Source organism: Phaeocystidibacter luteus (assembly GCF_008933115.1).
In the GTDB taxonomy this organism is placed as follows: domain Bacteria; phylum Bacteroidota; class Bacteroidia; order Flavobacteriales; family Schleiferiaceae; genus Phaeocystidibacter; species Phaeocystidibacter luteus.
Map to the genome: position 1 here is coordinate 48458 of NZ_WBVO01000015.1, position 20605 is coordinate 69062.

Sequence of the window (20605 nt, forward strand, 5' to 3'; positions counted from 1 at the left end):
ATCTAATTTGATTAACAACATAGAGACCGATTATGAGCAAGAACCGCGGACCCATTTCCCAGTTTATTGATCATCATTACAAGCACTTCAATGCCGCTGCGCTAATGGATGCAGCCAAAGGCTATGAAGAACACCTTGAGAAAGGTGGGAAGATGATGGTGACCCTCGCAGGTGCGATGAGCACGGCCGAACTTGGACGTTCACTTGCAGAAATGATTCGTCAGGATAAGATTGCGATCATTTCATGCACAGGTGCCAACCTCGAGGAAGATTTGATGAACCTTGTCGCACATACCCATTACGAGCGTGTGCCGCATTACCGTGATCTAACACCTCAGGAAGAGCGCGATTTGCTCGACCGAGGACTGAACCGAGTAACGGATACGTGTATTCCTGAAGAGGAGGCATTCCGTCGGTTACAACAACACATCGAAAAGCGATGGAAAGATGCTGAAGCGGTAGGGGAGCGTTATTTCCCGCACGAGTACATGTATCAAATGTTGATGGGTGGCGATCTTGAACAGTACTACGAAATCGATCCAAAGAATTCGTGGATGCTTGCCGCAGCCGAAAAGAACATTCCTATCGTTGTTCCAGGTTGGGAAGACTCAACCATGGGTAACATTTTTGCGAGTTATTGCATCAAGGGAGAGTTACAGCCATCTACCGTAAAAAGCGGAATCGAGTACATGACTTGGTTAGCTGGTTGGTATGCCGATAACTCCGGTGGACAAGGTGTTGGCTTCTTCCAGATTGGTGGAGGTATCGCCGGTGATTTCCCAATTTGTGTGGTACCTATGCTTTATCAAGATTTGGAAATGGAAGACATTCCATTCTGGAGCTACTTCTGCCAAATCAGTGATTCTACCACGAGCTACGGATCGTATTCTGGAGCCGTGCCGAACGAAAAAATTACGTGGGGCAAATTGGATATCGATACCCCTAAGTTTATCGTTGAGTCGGATGCTACCATTGTAGCACCGTTGATTTTTGCTTGGTTATTAGAGTGGTAATTCGCTGAAATTGAACTGATGGACAAGAAGAGAATCATTGTAGACTACAAGAATATCAACCCAGAGTTGATGGAGGTCTTAACCGATATCTATCCAAATGGATACGAGGATTACGAAGATGATATCATCACCTACAAAAACGCTGCAGGTGAAACAGTGAGAGCAATTCCTCTAGAGACAGACGACACGAAATACCTCTTTAAGATTTCTCGCGAGCTCAAACAGAAGGTCGAAGATTTCATTGAGGATATGGACGATGATTCGGAAGGAAATTCAGAGGGATCTGATGTTCCTGAAGAGTCGGAAGAGGACTAAAATTTCCTCACCTTTGTAGGTATGAGAAACATTCTAGCCGTACTTCTTTGCACTGTGGGATTGACATTATCAGCTCAATACACCAATGGTGCTGCTGAGGAATTCTCCTATGATTTCACGTATGGCTTTCTCATTCCTTCACAAACAGTAGACAACTTGCAACAAGAGTGGTACAGCAACTGCCACTCTTTTGCTTTTCTTGGAGAGGTGCCGTTTAGCCACTCCACTGGCTTTGGCTATGGCTTGGGATTCAGCATCTACAATTTGCACAACAACTTGCATTATGTGGATAATGATCCGGCCATTGGCGGAAATCCGGATGTGCTTCCTGTTGATAGTTCGTACAACGCCAACAAGCAGAACATCAGCTTTATAGATCTTCCTTTGGAACTTCGTTATCGAGGTAAAACAAATAAAAAGGGAAAGTTCTTTAGAGTGGTCGTTGGGGCAAAAGTGGGTTATCGTCTGTCCGGATCAGCCTATCATAGAGATGATGATTTTGCCATCCGCAGATACCGCATTTTCACAACAACCCCTTGGAGGGTGCAAGCATACACCCGGATAGGCTACGGAAAAATTGCGCTCTTTGCGGGTTACGAATTGCTACCTACACTCAATGGCCAACCGAAGCTCTTGCCCAGCAATTTGAATTATCACATGGTCAATATCGGCGTTTCCCTCCTTCTCTAAGCCAACTCGTACTTTTTCCCTGGTCTACTTCTGACGATACCTTTCAGCTCCAGTTGCGTAAGCAGCGCAAAGAGCTGCGAAATGGGACGTCCTAACGTTGAGCCAAGCTCGTCAACCTGCATAGATCCGCTTCTCAATGCGCTAATGATGCCCGCTTCTTCCGTTGATAGATCCACAGGCAGCTGCATTTGCCGTACAGGCTCTGATCCTTCCGTTTGCCAACCCAGCACTTCAGGAACATCTTGAGGCGTGGTAAGCACAATGGCTTCATTGTTCTTTATCAGATTCAAACAGCCCGCACTCTTCGCATCATTTACCCTGCCCGGAACAGCAAACACGTCCCGCTGATAGCTCGAGGCAAGTTGTCCTGTGATAAGGGCTCCGCCTTTTTGGGCCGCCTCTACCACAACAGTGGCGTCAGTCATTCCCGCTACGATTCTATTCCTGCGAGGAAAGTTTGGCGCGTCTGGTTTTGTGCCAGATGGAAATTCGCTAATCAATGCACCTGATTCCGCGATTTCTGTGAAGAGGTTTTTATTCTGAAACGGGTAGGCCAAATCCAAGCTATGGCCAAGCACTGCCACCGTTTCCAATTCATTTTTAAGTGCCGCTCTATGAGCAGTGGTGTCGATTCCCAGTGCTAAACCAGATATGATTTGCGGCTTAAACACAGCCCATTCATCAACCAGTTTTTCTGTAATCACCTTTCCATAATTGGATTGAGAACGTGTACCAACCACAGCGACGGCATGATTCGGGTTGAGATCGATTTTTCCTTTTGAGAAGAGCAGCACTGGCGCGTCCGAACAGTGCAGAAGTCTACGTGGATATACCTCTTCGGTGAAGAAGAGAATGCGAATGTCGTTCTCAAAACAGAACTCCATTTCTTTTTGTGCTCTTATCAAGACGGATGATTTCTGGAACGCTTTTGCGCGTTCTTCGCCTACCCCAGGGATTTTGGAAAGCAGGTGGGCCTTTTCCTCGAAAATGGCAGTTGCAGAACCACAATAGTTGACAAGTGTACGTGCGATAATTGGCCCGATGAGGTCCACAAAGCACAACCCCAATCGGTATAGGTTTTCATCTTCATCCATGAATATTGGTTTGGTAGGATGAAGGTAGCTAAGGAGGTTGGAGCAGTGCCGATTCTCAAATGGCTATTTTCATTTTTTTGAAACCACCGTAGCGGAAGCTTGGGCAGTAGGCAAGATGAGCATATCGGCAATGTTCACGTGAGCCGGGCGAGTAACTTGATAGGCCACGGCATCGGCAATGTCTTCCGCCAAGAGAGGTTCGAACCCTTGATATACTTCGTCGGCTTTCGCTTGGTCGCCATCAAAGCGTACAACGCTAAATTCGGTTTCAACCATCCCCGGTGCGATTTGTGAGACGCGAATGTTGTGTTCAATTAAATCGATGCGCATTCCTCTTGTGAGTGCATCAACGCCATGCTTCGTGGCATTGTACACGTTTCCACCTGGGTAGACCTCTTTTCCAGCGATAGATCCAATGTTGATGATATGACCTCTGTGTCGCTCCATCATTCCTGGAATCACGGCCTTTGAAACGTAGAGTAGTCCTTTCAGATTGGTGTCAATCATTCGTTCCCAATGGTCAAGGAGTCCTTCTTGAACCGGACCTTTACCTGCAGCCAGGCCGGCGTTGTTGACAAGCACATAGATGCTCTGCCATTCAGCCGGTAGGCTTTTGATGAATTGGTCAACATCGCCTTGTTCTCGAACGTCGAGCGTGGCGACGTGACATCTAACGCCGATAGCTTCGATAGATACTTTCAGATCTTGGAGTCGCTCTTCTCGGCGGCCAACTGCAAGGATATCGTAACCTTCTTTGGCCAAGCGAATTGCGCTGGCCCTCCCAATTCCCGATGTAGCTCCCGTAACAAATGCGATGTCTGCCATGATTCTTCGTACTTTGGATAATCGATTCAAAGCTATGAGAAAAGTACTATTCTTTCTGTCGATTCTCACCTCGTTTCTCGCGATTGGTCAGGGTGAATATGGTTCTGGATGGAGACTCGAAGTACGAGATGAAGCAGGACTCCCAATTCCGGCTACCTCAGTCTACCTAAACGATAGTCTCGCGGGTGCTACGGATGATGAAGGGGCGATTAGCTTTGTCTTCAATAGTGGAGGACCCGTACTGGTGCGGCTGGAAGCCTCTGGCTACACGACTACTGAATTTTATTTTGAAAGAATCCCTTTCGGTCTAGCTACGGGCATCACAATGCAAAAAAGTGGAGTGCTTGGTGATGTTGTTGTCATTGGAACAAGGGCACGTCAATCACCAGATCTGGCACCCATAAGTATTGATGTCGTTAAGCCTTATCTCATCACAGAGCGCGTTCAATCCGATATTGAAGAAACCGTAAAACAAGCCTCTGGTGTTCACGTATCTGATGGATCGGTAAACATTCGAAGCGGTTCTGGATGGAGCTACGGCGCCGGGTCTCGTGTCCTTGTTCTACTGGATGAGATGCCCTTGATAAGCCCGGATGCAGGTCAGGCTCAATGGAGCCTTCTGCCCACCGAAGCGGTTCAGTCAATGGAAGTATTGAAAGGTGCAGCATCTTCTTTATACGGTACCAGCGCTATGAACGGGATTATCAATGTAAGCACTTTGGATCCGACGAGAGAGCCACACACGGACATCCGAATGTATCAGGGCTTTTACGATTCGCCTCGCAGATCAGAATTGAAGTGGTGGAATGGGATTCGGGGTTGGACGGGCACTCAGTTCAACCATACCATGCGAACTGGCGACGATAAGGAATACGGCTGGGTAATCGCAGGTCAAGCCGAGCACAATGGAGGCTACCAATATGACGTGCCCGATCATCGGGGAAGATTACTGGGCAAGTTCACATATTTTGATCCAGATAATCCGGAATGGAGCTATAGTTTGACATCCATGGGACTTTGGTCGAGCAACGGAGATGCCTTGCTGTGGAACGGATACGATGAAGCGTACATTCCGCTAGATTCTCAAGCCACGCGAACTACGGGCTTTGATTTTATTGTAGATCCAGAAGTGCGCTATGCAAACGCGAATGAAAGCCATACGATTCGCGGCCGATTCATGGTCATAAACAACAATGCCGAATCTGAAACAACGAGCTATTACAATGCGAGTCGCATGGGCTTTTTGGAGTACCTCTATCAGTTTTCATTCGATGCTTTGAGTATTTCGGCAGGATTGAATGGTCAATTCGGTCGCAGTAACTCAGAAGTTTTTGAAGGCCTACACACCTTGAATGGTCAAGCGGCGTTCTTGCAGGCCGACTATGACTTCAAGTGGGTCACCTTGACCGGTGGAATTCGCTATGAATCGACCCAGTTAGACAACACGCGTTGGTCGAGGCCAGTATTGCGTTTTGGGGCTAATGGTGGTACAAAATCGACCCGCTTTAGAGCCAGCTATGGAGAGGGATTCCGTTTTCCTACGATGGCTGAAGTGTACACGAGAACAAATGTTGGAGCGCTGCAAGTGTTTCCAAATCAGGGATTGAATCCCGAAAGTGGTTGGAGTGCAGAGGTGGGAATGCGACAGCTTTTTGCACTTGGTGCGGTTAAGGGGTACGTTGACTTGGCGGCATTTTGGATGAGGTATGACAACATGATGGAATTCTCCTTTGGAAAGTGGGGAGAGGGAAGTGCGGATCCGATTCAAGACTTCGGGTTCAGAAGTATCAATATTGGAAGCACGGAAGTTCCGGGGATAGAGTTGAGTGCAGCATTTGAAATTGGTGTTGGTGAATCTGGTAAGTTAACCACCGTGGGCGGCGTAACATGGATGGAACCACGTCCCCTCGACCCAGATTTTGTGTACGCTACACATCCTGGACTATTTCCATCGTCGCCAGATCAAGAACTCAGCTATACATCGACCTCTTCAAACCCCGAGTCAGGCATATTGAAGTATCGTTACCAGTGGCTAGGAAAGTTTGACGCTCAATATGAACAGAGTTGGTGGATGGTCGGCTTTAGTGTTCGGTATAATGACTTTATGCAGAACATTGATGGAATTTTCTTGGATCCATTATTCAGTCAACTGATTCCTGGAGTTGAGGAGGCGAGACTAAACAATGCGCAGGGCGATTGGATTGTAGATGCCAGAATTCGGGCGAACGTGAGTGAGTCGACGAGCGTTTCCTTTGTTGTGAGCAATCTCACGAATCTTGAATACTATCCTCGTCCGGCACTCGTTGGGCCGATGCGCTCCTTTGCTTTGCAGTTGCGATATAAGATATAATCGCCTAGGGCATAGGGAGCTACGTTAGACGGCTATCCCTCTTCTTCATGCACTCTTCAAATTGCATTCACGAATAGGAAACATGTCCTGCCCATCTTTGTATCCGTAATTTCCTACGCGAGAAACCTGCTTGAAAGGAAATCCTTACAAGGTGTCGAATTTTCAACAAAAAGTGTTGAAAACATTTGTTCGTCACGAGGATATTCATTTAACTTGTTGACGCAGAACGGAATTACGCACTGCAAGAGAGACCATCTACACGTACTACTGAACAACACTGCATGAACCTAATACTATTCGACGTATCGGGAACACTGGTGCATTCGTCTGACTTTGAGCACAAGGTTTTGATGAGCACCATGTCGAGAGTCATGGGAGTGCCATTGCGCACGCTCGAGGACTTTCGGAAGGCCGAAACGGAGACAGCGTTCGTGGAGAAAGTTTGGACATTGGTAAAAGGGGTGGAACCGAGTGATGAGGACTGGGAGACCATCTACGAAGTGTATCACAAAGTGTTGATGGAAGCCTACCTGCACAGCTCAGAGCGCTTCAAGTCGTTAGAAGGAGCGCCAGATCTCTTGAGAAACCTTATCGATTCCAAATCATGGGCCTTTGCAATTGCGACGACGGCATGGCACGACATGGCTCATTTGACACTGCGCAGCGCAGGATTCTACACGAGACGAATTCATGTTGTTACCGGCGAAGGGATTGCTAAGAAGAAGGACTTGATTCACAAGGCTATCAACTCTTCGCAGAGATGGTACGGAGTGGATGGATTCAACAAGGTGACCTACGTGGGAGATGAGAATATTGACCACGTTGCATGCCGAGAATTGAACATTCCATTCATCGAAGTTGGAGAGCTTGCCACAACACGTGAAAAGCGTAAGCTGGTTCGATATCCAGACAAAGGCCAGTTCATTCGCCTTGCACGCAGAGCCGTTGTTCCAACTCGAGTTCGAACGAATTCACTCGGCAGTTTGATTGGAATAAGAGCCTAAGACCGCCTGACATTTCATACCTTCCCTTCGCATGAAAACTACTGTTGCGAAAAGCTGGAAGGACCTCCAAGAATTACTTTTTCAAGACACCTTCGACCCGAGAATTGGTCGATATCGCTCTTCCTATATCTACCGCGGAATGAATGATTCAGCCCATACGCTGAAGACATCACTCGCGCGATTAGGCGGACCGTATGAGCATCTTGAACGTCACCTTCTGCGCAACTTTCAGAAGTATGCGTTGCCGTCCACATTACCACAATCCTCTGTTTGGAACGTTCTCGCCATGGCCCAGCATCACGGCTTGCCTACACGATTGCTAGACTGGACCTATTCTCCGTACGTAGCATTGCACTTTGCTACGAATGATATTCAGAAGTATGATCGTGACGGAATACTTTGGGCAACGAACTATGTAGAACTGAATGACTACCTGCCTGACCGACTCAAAGATGTAATCAATCGCGAGCAGTCGAACACATTTACGGCTGAGATGCTCGATTCGGTGTGTAAAGACCTCGACAGCCTTAAAAGATTAGAAGAGGAGGAGTTTTTGCTCTTTTTGGAGCCCCCGTCTCTTGACGAACGCATCGTGAACCAATTCGCGCTCTTTTCTCTATTGAGCTCGAGCTCAGCTAGTATGGATGAGTGGTTGGAGGATCACGATTCGTATGTTTTCCGCATCATCATTCCAAAAGAGTTGAAGTGGGAAATCCGTGATAAGCTCGATCAAGCTAATATTACAGAAAGAGTGTTGTTTCCTGGCTTGGATGGCTTATCGATGTGGCTAAAGAGACATTACAGTTCTAAGAATCCTGAACCAGATGATGATGAGATGGCGCATCACGATTTACGGTAGAGTTCAGGGCGTGTTTTATCGAAAGAGCACGCAGCAGAAAGCGCGTCAGTTGGGACTTGTGGGTTGGGTGATGAATCGGCCTGACGGATCTGTGCTTGCTGAGATTCAGGGCACAGAAGAGCTACTCCAGGAGATGGTTGATTGGTGTTGGCAAGGCCCGCCGGCATGCGATGTTATCAAAATTGAAAAGACGGAAGTCCCGGTAGAACCGAGTGAGGCTTTCGAGATTCGAATCTAGGTTAGGCTTCTTCAGGAATCGTCTTCGACTCTTTTTTTACTTTCCCAGACTTTGGCTCGTAGGAAATGAGCGACCAGGTCATCACGATGCTAGTTGCAATAATGATGTACAGAAGGATGCCATTTTCGAAATTGTCAATCTTGTGTTCGGTAGGAATGTTGAAGAAAAGGAGAATGGTAATCAAGCCGCGTGGAGCGATATAAAGCTCGGGTTTGATATCCTTCCCGACGAAGACATTCATCCACAGATCGCGGAGCACATACATGCCTAATAGGGCGATGGTGGAGAAGATGAATACGAACGGAGACATCAGGCTTGGGAGGTCGATGGTGATACCAAAAACCACAAAGAAAAACGTTCGAATCACGAAGCTTGATTCGAGTGTAATCAGTCTAAAGTCCTTCAGCAAACCTTCCATTACGGAGTGTTTCAACCACTTGGCAAGTCGACCTTGAAAGAACAATTTTGAGTTATTCAAAATCAATCCAAAGATGAGGATGATGAGGAGTGGTGAAAGGTGGTAACGTTTGCCGACGGCATATAGAAGAATGAGGACGGCAATCAGCAAGAACAGTTTAACGGGAGTCTTGATGTTTTGAAGAAGAAACACCAGCGCGTAACTGAGGATGACTGAAATCACGAGTGAGAAGAGCACGCTCCACGAGAAGGTTAGTGCCAAATCGCCCGCTGTTTCAGCTTCGAAAGCTTCGATGGTGAAATAGAACACCATAATGCCGAGAATGTCGGAGAAGGTTGATTGGTAAATCATGAACTCCTTCTTGTTGTGGCTGAGGCTACCCACACTTGGAATGACGATAGCGGAGCTCAAAATGGAAAGCGGGATTGCGTAAATCACGGAATCTTGCCAATTCGCGTCCATCGAGTAGTGGATGAGCGCGGAAATCAGAGCGATGGTGGAGGCTAATTCGACGACCGAAAGCACGAGGCTGGAGTATATCAAATGCCGTTTATCCTTGGTCAATTCAAGGTCTAGCGCAGCCTCCAGAACAATCATGATAATCCCAACGGTCCCAAGAATTTCGAGGATGGGGAGGAGGTCGAACTCCCCGGGATTCAGCGCTTTAAGTCCGTATCCTATACCCACCCCTGTTCCGATGAGCATGAGCACAGATGGGATTCTTGTCAACTTCGACAAGATGTTGAAGAAGTAGGATAGAATGACGATTAGCGCGAGCGCAATCAGGTAATCCTGGGGGGTGCTGAAATCCATTGAGGGAAAATAGTGATTTTGGACTAATGTGTCGACTGGAAGGAGGCATCCCGAGAGGCGCAGCCGATTCGGGAGAGGGTTAGACTTTTAGAGGGTCAGAGGGTCAGAGGGTTAGAGGGTTGGACCATGACCCGTCCTGATTTTGGTTGACAGGTAAGCTATAGTTCTTATCGCGTCCTTGGAGGGTGAAGTTTAGGCGATGTGCAGTAGGCGCCTGGTAAGCGGTAACAGTAAGGAGACTTCGGGCTAGAGGTGAAATGCAAGAGGGGAGGGACGAGGGGCCATAATTCTGATGTCAGCGTTGAGAATAGCGCCACAAGGCTTGAGAGGTTTTTCTTCTAGGGGGCGTTTAGCCCCTCCCCGGTCTCAAGTTACCACGTAATGGGAATTTCTTCAGAATTTCATGAGGGCATTTAGGTGACAATCTGCCCTCTGTTCGCACACATAGTTTTTGTCCACTATCTGTCCTGTGTTGTCCTCGATTTGTCCACGTGAAATTCCTAAGTCTCAATTTAAGAATATAGAACTTCGCCACATGGGGTGGGGTTGGGGCCCCCAACGCTGGAGGGTTAGATGGTTGGACTTATAGATAGTCGGATTAATAGACTGATGTGCCGACTGGAAGGAGGCATCCCGAGAGGCGCAGCCGATTCGGGAGAGGGTTAGACTTTTAGAGGGTCAGAGGGTCAGAGGGTTAGAGGGTCAGATTTGCGGAGTTTGAACTCAACCTTTCGAATCTCGTGACCCACCCCAATTCCCATCACGCATCCCTGCGTTCTCTCTCCACCACGGAATTCCCTCATATTCTCTGCGAGAAAACTATCTGCGCCCCGTGCGTCTCTGCAGCATGCCCCAATAACGGTGAGTGTGGTCCTTCCACAATCCCTACCTTTCCCCCATGGGAATATCAACACTGCTAGATCTCGAGAAACTCTCGGATCATTACGCAAATTCAGAACGCATGCCTGCCATGTTTGTAGGACATGGAAGTCCGATGAATGCGATAGAACAGAACGAATTTACTCGTGGGTTTGCTGCGGTAGCCAATGCATTGCCTCACCCGCCGAAGGCCATTCTGTGCGTATCGGCCCACTGGTTTACCCAAGGGACAAGAGTATTAATGGTAGAACAGCCCGAGACGATACACGATTTTGGGGGCTTTCCGCGTGAACTCTATGACGTTGAATATCCCGCTAATGGACATCCAGAATTGGCAAAAGAAACGTTGGATTTACTTGCGCCGGATGCCCATGCCGACGAACAATGGGGGCTCGATCATGGAACTTGGTCGGTACTCAACCACATGTATCCAGACGCGGATGTGCCCGTGTTTCAGTTGAGCATAGATTACACAAAAGATGCGGACCACCATTTTGAACTTGCTAGCAAGCTGAGGTCTTTGAGGGATAAAGGTGTACTAATCGTGGGGAGTGGGAATATCGTTCACAACCTAGGTGAGCTAGATTGGAGCAAGGGAGCGATTCGAGAAAATGGATACGATTGGGCCTTGGAAGCGAGAGCTCAAATCAACGCATTGTTGTTAGACGGAAACTTTGCGCCGCTACTTGATTATACAAATCAGGGGCTGGCATGGCGCAATTCCATTCCAACCCCTGATCATTTTTTACCACTTCTGTATGCACTTGGCGCCAAGCATGATTCCGAAGAACTAGAAATCTTTAACGACAAGGTTCTGATGGGCAGCATCAGTATGACTTCGATTATTACGAAGTGAGTCTTACGCGCGCTTGCGGTCTGTTTCTTTCAACAAGATTTTACGCAAGCGAATGTTCTGTGGAGTCACCTCAACGTACTCATCACCCTGAATGTATTCTAGGGCTTCCTCCAAGCTAAACTTGATGGCTGGAGCGATACGCATCTTATCGTCGGCACCGGCTGAACGAATGTTCGTCAGGTGCTTCGTTTTGGTGATGTTCACAACCATATCGCCTGCGCGGCTATTTTCTCCTACAACCTGACCTTCGTAGATCTCAACACCTGGATCGATGAAGAACTTACCTCGGTCTTGCAAACGGTTGATGGAATATGGAATTGCGGTTCCTTTATCCATGCTGATGAGTGAACCATTTTGACGCCCAGGAATCTCGCCTTTGTAAGCTTCGAACCCGATGAATCGGTGGTTCATAATAGCCTCACCTGCTGTTGCTGTAAGGAGTGCATTACGAAGTCCAATCAAACCACGTGATGGGATGTTGAACGTCACAATCATGCGATCACCTTTTGGCTCCATGTTGAGCATTTCGCCCTTACGCATGGTTACCATTTCAACCGCGGTGCCGCTTTTATCTTCAGGAAGGTCAACTACCAATTCCTCAATTGGTTCGCATTTTACACCATCAACTTCTTTCAAGATTACTTGAGGCTGACCAATTTGAAGTTCGTACCCTTCGCGACGCATTGTTTCGATGAGAACTGAAAGGTGAAGTACACCACGGCCGTAAACACGGAATGCATCGGCTTTTTCGGTCTCCTCAACCCTGAGGGCGAGGTTCTTTTCCATCTCTTTTTCAAGACGGTCATTGATGTGACGAGAAGTAACGAATTTACCCTCCTTGCCAAAGAAAGGAGAATCGTTAATAGTGAAGAGCATACTCATGGTAGGCTCGTCAATACGAATTGTTGGTAGTGCTTCAGGGTTTTCAAAATCGGCGATAGTATCTCCAATTTCGAACCCTTCGATACCTGTGATTGCACAGATGTCGCCTGCGTGAACTTCGCTCACCTTAGCACGACCCATTCCATCGAAGACAAATACTTCTTTGATCTTCGATTTTACCGGGGTGCCGTCGCGCTTGATGAGGGTAACCTGTTGGTTTTCCTTTAGTGTACCGCGCTTAAGGCGACCGATGGCAATACGGCCGGTGTATTTACTATAATCGAGTGAAGTAATGAGCATTTGCGGAGTTCCTTCTTCTACCCTAGGGGCAGGAACATGCTCGAGTACCATATCGAGAAGCGGAGCGATATTCTCCGTCTGATTCTTCCAATCGTCGCTCATCCAGTTGTGCTTAGCAGAGCCGTACACAGTAGGGAAGTCGAGCTGCTCTTCGGTAGCGTCGAGGTTAAACATGAGATCGAATACTGCTTCGTGAGCGGCTTCAGGATCACAGTTTGGCTTATCTACTTTGTTTACAACCACGATTGGCTTCAATCCGAGTTCGAGTGCTTTTCCAAGAACGAATCTGGTTTGAGGCATCGGTCCTTCGAAGGCGTCAACGAGAAGAAGAACGCCGTCGGCCATGTTGAGAACGCGCTCAACTTCACCACCAAAGTCGGCGTGGCCCGGAGTATCGATAATGTTGATTTTGGTGTCTTTGTAGGTAACCGACACGTTCTTGGATAGAATGGTGATCCCGCGCTCGCGCTCGAGGTCGTTGTTATCCAAGATGAGTTCTCCAGTCTGCTGATTCTCACGGAATAGCTCGCAGAAGTGAAGGATTTTGTCAACCAATGTGGTCTTGCCGTGGTCAACGTGTGCGATAATCGCGATGTTTCTAATATTCGTCATGCCGATGTATTGAGCCGGCAAAAGTAGTGGTTCTCAGCGAGGTGGGTGTATGGGGGAGGTTAAATTTTTGGTTCCGAAAAAGCGTGACGGATAAACTTGGTGTATTGGTCTCACACAGAGAAACAGAGGACACGGAGGTTTACAGAATCGCTCGCGATCAGGTATGAGCTGAAGCATCCTACTTGTCACTATTGATTTTTCGCGATTTTGCGAGAACCACACACAATGAATCAACGCGCTAACCCTCGATGAACTCTCAAGGTTTTTTGTGGTGACGACAGAATAAACTTAAAGCTCGCGCCAGCCTGCGCCTGTGTCGTGTTCGTGCGTATAGACTTGCATGAAATCGAGGTTTACCCGGAGAGTGACCATGTGGGTATTTATCATGCCCATGTTTTCGTTTACGAGGTCCCAGTTGTAGGCGTACACCAGTTCAATTTCATGGAAAATACCAATTCCTATTTCCGGTCGAAATGTTGGCGCATATCCGCCATTTAGGTCGGAGTACCACAAGAAAGAGAGACCAATTTGCAGGATTGTGGCATGTACTCTCGTACCAATCTTCGGAGCGAGTATTGGTTTGCCAATGTAGCCAAACTCAGCACCAAGATTGAATGAAGGAGCATTGGCCAAAGGAAGTCCGCCAAATTCATGCATCTGCTCATAGTACAGTCCAACTTCACCAAAGAGGTGTTTTCCTCCTGAAAGTCCAACCTTAACACCATAGGTATCGCGGATGGATGCAGTGACGTGTCCAGATTCTAAGGTGTCAGTTTCTGTCTCATTTTGGCCGATGACTGAAACGGAAATCAGTGTTAATAGGAAAAGGAGAGATGCTTTCATGTAGAGCGATTTTTTGGAATGCAAACTATGAATGGGCTACAAACATATCCATAACGAAAGCGGGTTGATTGAAGTGTCAATAATTACGGGGCTATTCAGCCCCTCCCGGTCTGAAGTTCGTGAATGCAGACTGAAACTTCAGAATCTCAGGCTTCCAATTTTGTTATCCGTTTGAATACGTAAGTAAACGTTTAAGATCCGAAACAGGTGAAAGGAAAGTTGGAACTTGAGAGTGGGGTTGCGGGAACCGCACCCCGGGGCTACCCCCAGCCTCGGCTCCACAACTTGGAAAACCTCCCTCCAGTCCGACCGTCCAAGAGAGTCCAACAGTCCAATCCTCTCCCGAATCGGCTTCGCCTCTCGGGATACCTCCTTCAGGTAGGTACGTCAAGCCATCAGTCCAACCCTCCAACCCTCCAACCCTCTAACCCTCCAACCCTCTAACCCTCCAAAAAAGAAAAGCCCCCCGATTTCTCGAGGGGCTCTTGAGTATTTTGGAAGTAGTGTCCTTAGTGACGAACTACAAACTTACCTTCCAATACGTTGTTCTCACTTGAAACAGTGTAGAAGTACACTCCGTTGTTGAACTCAGAAGTATTGATGTTTTGGAATTGACGTCCAGAAACGTTGTTAGACACCTCTGTGTAAACTACGCGTCCTGTTACATCGATAATGTTCAATGTTACGTCAGCAGCAGCGTTAACGTCGTAAGTAATAGTGATTTCGTTGGCAGCTGGGTTAGGGAAAGCTTTTGCAGATTCGCGATCAAGAATGTGGCTGTCTGTTGAAAGGCTTCCGTCAGCGTCAGCAAACATCCACAACCATACGTTCGCATTCCAACGAGTTGGAGTGTTAGCCCAAGAGTCGTCAGCAAGCTTCTCTACCATTGAACCGTTACCGCAACCTCCTTGAACGTCACTTGTCGCAATAGCAATTGTGTCACCGCCATTGTCAACCTGAACTGTCATGATGAAAGGACCGCTTACATATGGACGATTCGGGAAGTTAAATGCAGTGAAGCCCAAGTTCGCTGTGTCAATAGAAGTGATTGATACTGGGCTAGAAGTTCCAATAGCCGCACCTACTGAACCAGCAGCTGTGTCAAATGGGTAGATATACGCTTGGAAGTCTCCGCTGATCACATGCTCCTTAACAGGAATCAAAGCATAAACATTCTCAATGTTGTAACCCTGGGTTGGGAAAATGAAGAGTCCCTTTTCCTTATCACCAGTACCGTTAGTACCAGAGAAATATCCTCCTGCAACTGCACCGAAAGTAACGATGTTCGGCTGAGCGCAGTTTGGAGCAGAAATCAAGGAGTCAGTAATTACTTCCGATTGGAGGTTTAGAGCAGGTCCGCCTTCAAAAACCCTAGCCGTTGTAATTTGCTGAGCAAAAGCGCTGCTCGCAAGACCGGCTACGGCCATAAGTGTGTAAAGCTTTTTCATTTTACGAGTGTTTTTAATTTTCAGAGCGAATCTACGACTTTTAGCCGCACGGCTCAAGCCAAACGAACGCTCACTTTATCTAGATGTAGTTTGGATAAGGGAATGCCCCAAGCGTGCTAGTGTGCTTCTAACCAGTTTTCTCCCGTTCCCGTTTCAACCAAAAGTGGAACTTCTAACGCTACAGCGTTTTCCATCTCTTTGGCAACCAGTTCTTTGAGTTTGTTTAACTCCGATTTCTCAGCGTCAAATACCAATTCATCATGCACCTGCAAGAGCATCCTACTCTTCATGCCTTCGTCCTGCATCCGCTTGTGAATTTTAATCATCGCCAATTTTATAACATCTGCCGCGGTTCCCTGAATAGGAGCATTTACGGCATTGCGTTCAGCGTGACCTCTCACTACAGCATTTCGACTATTGATGTCCTTCAAGTAGCGTCTTCGTCCAAACATCGTTTCAACGTACCCCTGCTTCTGCGCTAGAGCCACTTGGTTGTCGATGTAATCTCTAATTCCAGGATAGGTGCGGAAGTAGGCTTCAATTACTTCCTTGGCTTCCGTTCGTGATAGGTTGGTTTGCTGACTCAATCCAAAGGCCGAAACACCATAGATGATCCCGAAGTTGACTGTCTTGGCATGGCTGCGCTGTTCGCGAGTAACATCTTCCAATTTCACATCAAAGACCTTCGCAGCGGTCGCGGCGTGAATGTCCTCTCCATTTTTGAAAGCGGAAATCATGGCCTCATCACCACTCAATGCGGCAATGATGCGAAGCTCAATCTGACTATAATCCGCAGCTAGCAAGATGTGATTTTCATCTCTTGGGATAAACATCCCTCTTACCTTCCTTCCTCTTTCTGTTCGAATCGGAATGTTCTGCAAATTCGGATTGGTGCTACTCAATCGGCCTGTAGCCGCCACAGTTTGATTGTAGGTGGTGTGGATTCTTCCCGTTTGTTTACTCACGAGTTGAGGGAGCGCATCTACATACGTGCTCTTCAACTTTCCAACCTGACGCCAGTCGAGTATTTTCCCTACTATCGGATGCTTATCTGTTAGTCCCTGAAGGATGTCTTCCGAGGTGGAGTATTGTCCACTCTTGGTTTTCTTGGGCTTCTCCATCAACTGCATCTTTCCAAAGAGGATCTCACCAAGTTGACGAGGCGATCCGAGGTTGAATCGTTCTCCAGCATCTTCAATAATGGACTCTTCTAAGCTCTTGAGCTCTTTCTCAAGTTCAACACTGTAAGCGTTCAGGGCGTCGACATCCACATTGATTCCCTCGAATTCCATGGCGGCGAGTACCGGTACCAACGGAGTTTCTACATCATAGAAGACTTTTTCCACTCCGCCCTCGGCGATTCCCGGCTTGAATTTTTGATAAAGTTGATAGGTGATATCCGCGTCTTCTCCGGCATATTCTACCACCTTGTCAATCTCCACATCTCTCATGCTCCCTTGCGATTTTCCCTTTTTGCCAATGAGGGTTTCAATGGAAACGGGACGATAGTTCAGGTAGGTCTCCGCAAGGAGATCCATATTGTGACGCATGTCCGGCTGAAGCAAGTAATGCGCAAGCATCGTATCGAACAATGGGCCGCTGATGACTATACCATAATTCTGAAGAACGGTCATGTCGTACTTGAGGTTTTGAGCGATCTTCTCAACCTCTGTGTTCTCGAAAAATGGGCGAGTCAAGTCGACAATCTTTTGAGCCTCATCTTGGTCTGCAGGAACAGGTATGTAGTATGCTTTAGAGGCATCATAGCTAAAGGCAATCCCTACGAGTTCAGCTTCTAGGGCATTTAGCGATGTGGTTTCTGTATCGAAACAAACGGCCTTTTGTTTAACCAGTTTCTTCATGAGCATCTGTATGCCCATTTCATCATCAATTTTCTGATAATGATGCTCTGTATTCTCTAGAGTTTTCACTCCTGAATTTTGATCGGAGCTGTCCGCTGCCTCAACTGTTCCTCCAAAGAGGTCCATCTGATCTCCGGTTTGCTTCACTACAGAAGCGCCGGAATTCTTTTGAATTTCTACATCGAGAATCCGCTTGGCCAAGGTCCGAAACTCGAGTTCTTCGAACACCTCCTTGAGTTTGTCTTCGTCGATTGGGTCACGTGTCACATCCGTTTCCGAAAGTAGAATGGGAGCGTCAATCCAAATCGTAGCAAGCTCCTTACTCAAGCGGCCTAGGTCGGCATTATCCCGGATTTTCTCCCCGAGTTTCCCCTTGATTTCATCGGCATGTTCGAGTACGTTTTCCATCGTGCCGTACTGTTTCAGAAGCTTAACGGCTGTCTTTTCACCCACCCCTGGAAGTCCCGGGATGTTGTCAGCCGAGTCACCCATCATACCAAGGATATCAATAACCTGGTCGACATTCTCAATGTCCCATTTCTCGCAAATTTCTTTTGGACCCATGACTTCGGGCTGACCTCCACCGCGGGCGGGCTTGTACATTAGGATGTTGTCTGTTACAAGCTGACCAAAGTCCTTATCCGGAGTCATCATGTAGGTGATGTAGCCATCCTTTTCCGCTTGTTTAGCAAGCGTTCCGATAACATCATCGGCTTCATATCCTTCGACACCCACATAAGGAATGCGGAATGCGTCGAGCACTTTTTGGATGTAGGGAACTGCTATTTTGATGGCCTCTGGAGTTTCGTCGCGGTTTGCTTTGTACTCCTCGTACATCTCGTGACGTTTTGTTGGGCCTTTCATATCGAAAACCACAGCGATGTGCGTTGGGTTTTCTTTGTTGAGTACATCGAGAAGTGCTGTTGTAAATCCATAGATGGCCGAGGTGTCCATCCCTTTACTCGTTACCCTAGGATTTCGCGCGAAGGCAAAATACGCGCGGAAGATCAGGGCATAGGCATCTAATAAAAACAGCTTTTTCTCTGCGTCACTCATAGGAATCTACTTTGCTGGCAAGATACCAATTATCAGAGGTCGCCCTTCACAATACTTTAGCTTTGTCAGTGATTCCTAAATGCTATTTTTGCCACTCACCAATTTGGAAGAACCGACTGTGTCCGATTCATTAGTAATAATACCTACGTACAACGAGCGCGAGAATATTGAAAACATTCTCGAAGCCGTTTTGAGTCAGCCACATAACTTCCATGTTTTGATTGTTGATGACGCCTCTCCAGATGGTACAGCTGAAATCGTCAAGAACATTCAGAACAAGTATCCTGAACAGCTTCACTTAGAAGAGCGGTCTGGAAAACAAGGGTTGGGAACCGCCTACATTCACGGATTCAGATGGGCATTGCAAAAGGGATATGAGTTCATCTTCGAGATGGATGCCGACTTCTCGCATGACCCAAAAGATCTCATCCGATTAAAAACCGCCTGTCAAGAAGGAGCTGATTTGTCTATCGGCTCACGGTATGTTCGCGGTGTAAATGTGGTGAACTGGCCTATGAGCCGAGTGCTTCTTTCCTTCTTCGCATCGAAGTATGTTCGATTTGTGACAGGCATTCCTGTTCACGATACCACGGCAGGATTCAAATGCTACCGAAAAGCGGTGTTGGAGAAAATAAATCTTTCTCAAATTCGATTTGTGGGCTACGCGTTCCAGATTGAAATGAAATTCAAAGCCTGGAAGCACGGGTATGTGATTCGTGAGGTGCCCGTGATTTTTACCGACCGAACCGCAGGCCAATCCAAAATGTCAAGAGGAATTGTGAAAGAGGCTGTTTTTGGAGTAATTCGACTGAAGTTAGATAGCATCTTCGGGCGAGATTACTAGAAAATTTGACAGTTTTTCAGACCTTTGCAGTCCCCCAAAACCAAATGCTAGGTCATGTCCGAAGCAACACTCATAAAGAATGCTCGCATTGTCAACGAAGGCACCATTACCGAAGGTGATTTGTTGATTGAAGATGGTCGAATCGCACACGTTGATCGCCATATATCTCCCAAGAATGGTAACGTTAGAGTAATCGACGCACACGGGATGTATCTCATTCCAGGTGTAATCGACGATCAGGTGCATTTCCGTGAACCTGGACTGACGCATAAGTCGGAAATAAAGACCGAGGCCAGAGCCGCCGTTGCCGGAGGTATCACCTCGTATATCGAGCAACCGAACACAGTCCCTCAGGCCACCACGGTAGAGCTTGTTGAAGAGAAGTTTAACCGTGCTTCGGAAGTTTCACTTGCGAACTATGCCTTTAATATTGGCGCGACTAACGACAATATTGAAGATCTTCTCAAGGTTGATAAAACCCGCATTCCAGGAGTGAAAATCTTCATGGGTTCCAGTACCGGAAACATGTTGGTGGATGACCTAAAGGCACTCGAAAGAATTTTTTCTGAAGTGGATAATCAACTCATCACACATTGCGAAGATGAGGCGACAATCAGAAAGAATCTAGAAAAATATAAGGCGGAATACGGAGATGATATTCCGATGAAGTATCACCCAATCATCCGCAGCGAAGAGGCTTGCCTTCTCAGCAGTACAACCGCCGTGAACCTCGCCAAGAAGCACGGTTCCAGGTTACACGTTTATCACATCTCAACGGGGGTTGAAACGGAGTTGTTCGACAACACCATTCCGCTCGAGGAGAAACTCATTACCTCTGAGGCTTGTGTGCATCACCTTTGGTTCAACGATGAGGACTACGATTCAAAAGGGTCGTATATCAAATGGAATCCAGCGGTGAAAACAGAGGCAGACCGACTCAAGATTTGGGAGGCTGTTCTCAACGATAAAATCGACGTTATCGCAACTGACCACGCTCCTCATACGAAGGAGGAAAAAGCGAACCCATATACGTCAGCTCCAAGTGGCGGGCCACTCGTTCAACACGCCTTGGTGGCATTGATGGAGTTTGTAAACGACGGAACAATCACCATGGAGAAGTTGGTAGAAAAGCTCTGCCACAATCCTGCGAAACTCTTCCGCATTCAGGAACGTGGTTACATTCGTGAAGGGTACCATGCAGATATCGTACTTGTAGAGCCTTCTCGACCTTGGACAGTTATGGAAGAGAACGTTTTGTCTAAATGTGGATGGTCTCCTTTCGAAGGATCTACCTTTAAAGCTCGAGTATCACATACGTTTGTAAACGGTAAGCTCGTTTACAAGAACGGTCAGTTTGACGAATCTCAGATGGGTCAACGACTCTATTTCGAACGCAACTAAGCA

The 20605-nt window shown here is 47.3% G+C and carries 17 protein-coding genes; 10 read left to right on the top strand and 7 right to left on the bottom strand.

The window, feature by feature from the left end; all coding sequences use genetic code 11:
* The first annotated feature begins 32 nt into the window (after positions 1–32).
* The 3 genes from F8C67_RS13775 to F8C67_RS13785 are packed head-to-tail and all read left to right on the top strand — an operon-like array spanning position 33 to position 2018.
* On the top strand, positions 33–1013 hold the full coding sequence (locus tag F8C67_RS13775; RefSeq protein WP_151668446.1) for a deoxyhypusine synthase family protein: 981 nt from the start codon (positions 33–35) through the stop codon (positions 1011–1013).
* 18 nt (positions 1014–1031) lie between these two features.
* The gene (locus tag F8C67_RS13780; protein ID WP_151668447.1) at positions 1032–1328 is read left to right on the top strand and encodes a hypothetical protein; all 297 of its coding nucleotides are present in this window, start codon (positions 1032–1034) and stop codon (positions 1326–1328) included.
* Between the two features lie 21 nt (positions 1329–1349).
* Positions 1350–2018, top strand: a complete 669-nt coding sequence (locus tag F8C67_RS13785) for an outer membrane beta-barrel protein (RefSeq protein WP_151668448.1) — start codon at positions 1350–1352, stop codon at positions 2016–2018.
* On the opposite strand, the gene dprA is transcribed toward F8C67_RS13785, so the two are convergent.
* Together dprA and F8C67_RS13795 are read right to left on the bottom strand one after the other, a co-directional pair.
* On the bottom strand, positions 2015–3112 hold the full coding sequence (gene dprA / locus F8C67_RS13790; protein WP_151668449.1) for a DNA-processing protein DprA: 1098 nt from the start codon (positions 3110–3112) through the stop codon (positions 2015–2017). The genes F8C67_RS13785 and dprA overlap by 4 nt on opposite strands.
* 69 nt (positions 3113–3181) lie before the next feature.
* Complete coding sequence (locus tag F8C67_RS13795) at positions 3182–3937, bottom strand: SDR family NAD(P)-dependent oxidoreductase (RefSeq protein ID WP_151668450.1); 756 nt, start codon at positions 3935–3937, stop codon at positions 3182–3184.
* Positions 3938–3971: 34 nt separating this feature from the next.
* On the opposite strand from F8C67_RS13795, the gene F8C67_RS13800 reads away from it, so the two are divergent.
* The 4 genes from F8C67_RS13800 to F8C67_RS13815 all read left to right on the top strand — a co-directional run bounded on the left by F8C67_RS13800 (position 3972) and on the right by F8C67_RS13815 (position 8388).
* A complete protein-coding gene (locus F8C67_RS13800) occupies positions 3972–6287 on the top strand; it encodes a TonB-dependent receptor (RefSeq protein WP_170266476.1) in 2316 nt (771 codons plus the stop codon).
* 281 nt (positions 6288–6568) lie between these two features.
* Entirely contained in the window at positions 6569–7291 is a 723-nt protein-coding gene (locus F8C67_RS13805; RefSeq protein WP_151668452.1) for an HAD family hydrolase, read from the top strand.
* 31 nt (positions 7292–7322) lie between these two features.
* Positions 7323–8150 (top strand): FRG domain-containing protein, encoded by an 828-nt coding sequence (locus tag F8C67_RS13810; protein ID WP_151668453.1) that lies wholly within the window; start codon positions 7323–7325, stop codon positions 8148–8150.
* Positions 8122–8388: an acylphosphatase gene (locus F8C67_RS13815; protein WP_223277571.1), complete on the top strand. Its 267-nt coding sequence runs from the start codon at positions 8122–8124 to the stop codon at positions 8386–8388. Before F8C67_RS13810 ends, F8C67_RS13815 begins: the two co-directional genes overlap by 29 nt.
* 1 nt (position 8389) lies before the next feature.
* Here the strand turns inward: F8C67_RS13815 and F8C67_RS13820 are convergent, their stop codons facing one another.
* Positions 8390–9619: a cation:proton antiporter domain-containing protein gene (locus F8C67_RS13820; protein ID WP_151668455.1), complete on the bottom strand. Its 1230-nt coding sequence runs from the start codon at positions 9617–9619 to the stop codon at positions 8390–8392.
* An 898-nt stretch (positions 9620–10517) separates the two neighbouring features.
* On the opposite strand from F8C67_RS13820, the gene ygiD reads away from it, so the two are divergent.
* On the top strand, positions 10518–11354 hold the full coding sequence (ygiD, locus tag F8C67_RS13825; protein WP_151668456.1) for a 4,5-DOPA-extradiol-dioxygenase: 837 nt from the start codon (positions 10518–10520) through the stop codon (positions 11352–11354).
* A gap of 3 nt (positions 11355–11357) precedes the next feature.
* Here the strand turns inward: ygiD and typA are convergent, their stop codons facing one another.
* The 4 genes from typA to polA form a co-directional block, all read right to left on the bottom strand.
* A complete protein-coding gene (gene typA, locus F8C67_RS13830; protein ID WP_151668457.1) occupies positions 11358–13148 on the bottom strand; it encodes a translational GTPase TypA in 1791 nt (596 codons plus the stop codon).
* 288 nt (positions 13149–13436) lie between these two features.
* Positions 13437–13991 (bottom strand): hypothetical protein, encoded by a 555-nt coding sequence (locus tag F8C67_RS13835; protein WP_151668458.1) that lies wholly within the window; start codon positions 13989–13991, stop codon positions 13437–13439.
* 509 nt (positions 13992–14500) lie between these two features.
* On the bottom strand, positions 14501–15439 hold the full coding sequence (locus tag F8C67_RS13840; protein ID WP_151668459.1) for a T9SS type A sorting domain-containing protein: 939 nt from the start codon (positions 15437–15439) through the stop codon (positions 14501–14503).
* Between the two features lie 116 nt (positions 15440–15555).
* On the bottom strand, positions 15556–18357 hold the full coding sequence (gene polA / locus F8C67_RS13845) for a DNA polymerase I (protein WP_151668460.1): 2802 nt from the start codon (positions 18355–18357) through the stop codon (positions 15556–15558).
* 118 nt (positions 18358–18475) lie between these two features.
* On the opposite strand from polA, the gene F8C67_RS13850 reads away from it, so the two are divergent.
* Both F8C67_RS13850 and F8C67_RS13855 read left to right on the top strand, forming a co-directional pair.
* Positions 18476–19201, top strand: coding sequence for a polyprenol monophosphomannose synthase (locus tag F8C67_RS13850; protein ID WP_151668461.1), 726 nt, complete (start codon positions 18476–18478; stop codon positions 19199–19201).
* Positions 19202–19255: 54 nt separating this feature from the next.
* The gene (locus F8C67_RS13855; protein ID WP_151668462.1) at positions 19256–20602 is read left to right on the top strand and encodes a dihydroorotase; all 1347 of its coding nucleotides are present in this window, start codon (positions 19256–19258) and stop codon (positions 20600–20602) included.
* Positions 20603–20605: the final 3 nt, after the last annotated feature.

Excerpts from the sequence above, each read along its gene's own strand:
- F8C67_RS13775 (WP_151668446.1), top strand. The coding sequence starts at position 33 with ATGAGCAAGAACCGCGGACCCATTTCCCAGTTTATTGATCATCATTAC.
- F8C67_RS13780 (WP_151668447.1), top strand. The coding sequence starts at position 1,032 with ATGGACAAGAAGAGAATCATTGTAGACTACAAGAATATCAACCCAGAG.
- F8C67_RS13840 (WP_151668459.1), bottom strand. The coding sequence starts at position 15,439 with ATGAAAAAGCTTTACACACTTATGGCCGTAGCCGGTCTTGCGAGCAGC.
- polA (WP_151668460.1), bottom strand. The coding sequence starts at position 18,357 with ATGAGTGACGCAGAGAAAAAGCTGTTTTTATTAGATGCCTATGCCCTG.
- F8C67_RS13855 (WP_151668462.1), top strand. The coding sequence starts at position 19,256 with ATGTCCGAAGCAACACTCATAAAGAATGCTCGCATTGTCAACGAAGGC.
- F8C67_RS13835 (WP_151668458.1), bottom strand. The coding sequence starts at position 13,991 with ATGAAAGCATCTCTCCTTTTCCTATTAACACTGATTTCCGTTTCAGTC.
- F8C67_RS13820 (WP_151668455.1), bottom strand. The coding sequence starts at position 9,619 with ATGGATTTCAGCACCCCCCAGGATTACCTGATTGCGCTCGCGCTAATC.
- F8C67_RS13810 (WP_151668453.1), top strand. The coding sequence starts at position 7,323 with ATGAAAACTACTGTTGCGAAAAGCTGGAAGGACCTCCAAGAATTACTT.
- F8C67_RS13795 (WP_151668450.1), bottom strand. The coding sequence starts at position 3,937 with ATGGCAGACATCGCATTTGTTACGGGAGCTACATCGGGAATTGGGAGG.
- F8C67_RS13815 (WP_223277571.1), top strand. The coding sequence starts at position 8,122 with ATGAGATGGCGCATCACGATTTACGGTAGAGTTCAGGGCGTGTTTTAT.
- F8C67_RS13805 (WP_151668452.1), top strand. The coding sequence starts at position 6,569 with ATGAACCTAATACTATTCGACGTATCGGGAACACTGGTGCATTCGTCT.
- typA (WP_151668457.1), bottom strand. The coding sequence starts at position 13,148 with ATGACGAATATTAGAAACATCGCGATTATCGCACACGTTGACCACGGC.
- F8C67_RS13800 (WP_170266476.1), top strand. The coding sequence starts at position 3,972 with ATGAGAAAAGTACTATTCTTTCTGTCGATTCTCACCTCGTTTCTCGCG.
- dprA (WP_151668449.1), bottom strand. The coding sequence starts at position 3,112 with ATGGATGAAGATGAAAACCTATACCGATTGGGGTTGTGCTTTGTGGAC.
- F8C67_RS13785 (WP_151668448.1), top strand. The coding sequence starts at position 1,350 with ATGAGAAACATTCTAGCCGTACTTCTTTGCACTGTGGGATTGACATTA.
- ygiD (WP_151668456.1), top strand. The coding sequence starts at position 10,518 with ATGGGAATATCAACACTGCTAGATCTCGAGAAACTCTCGGATCATTAC.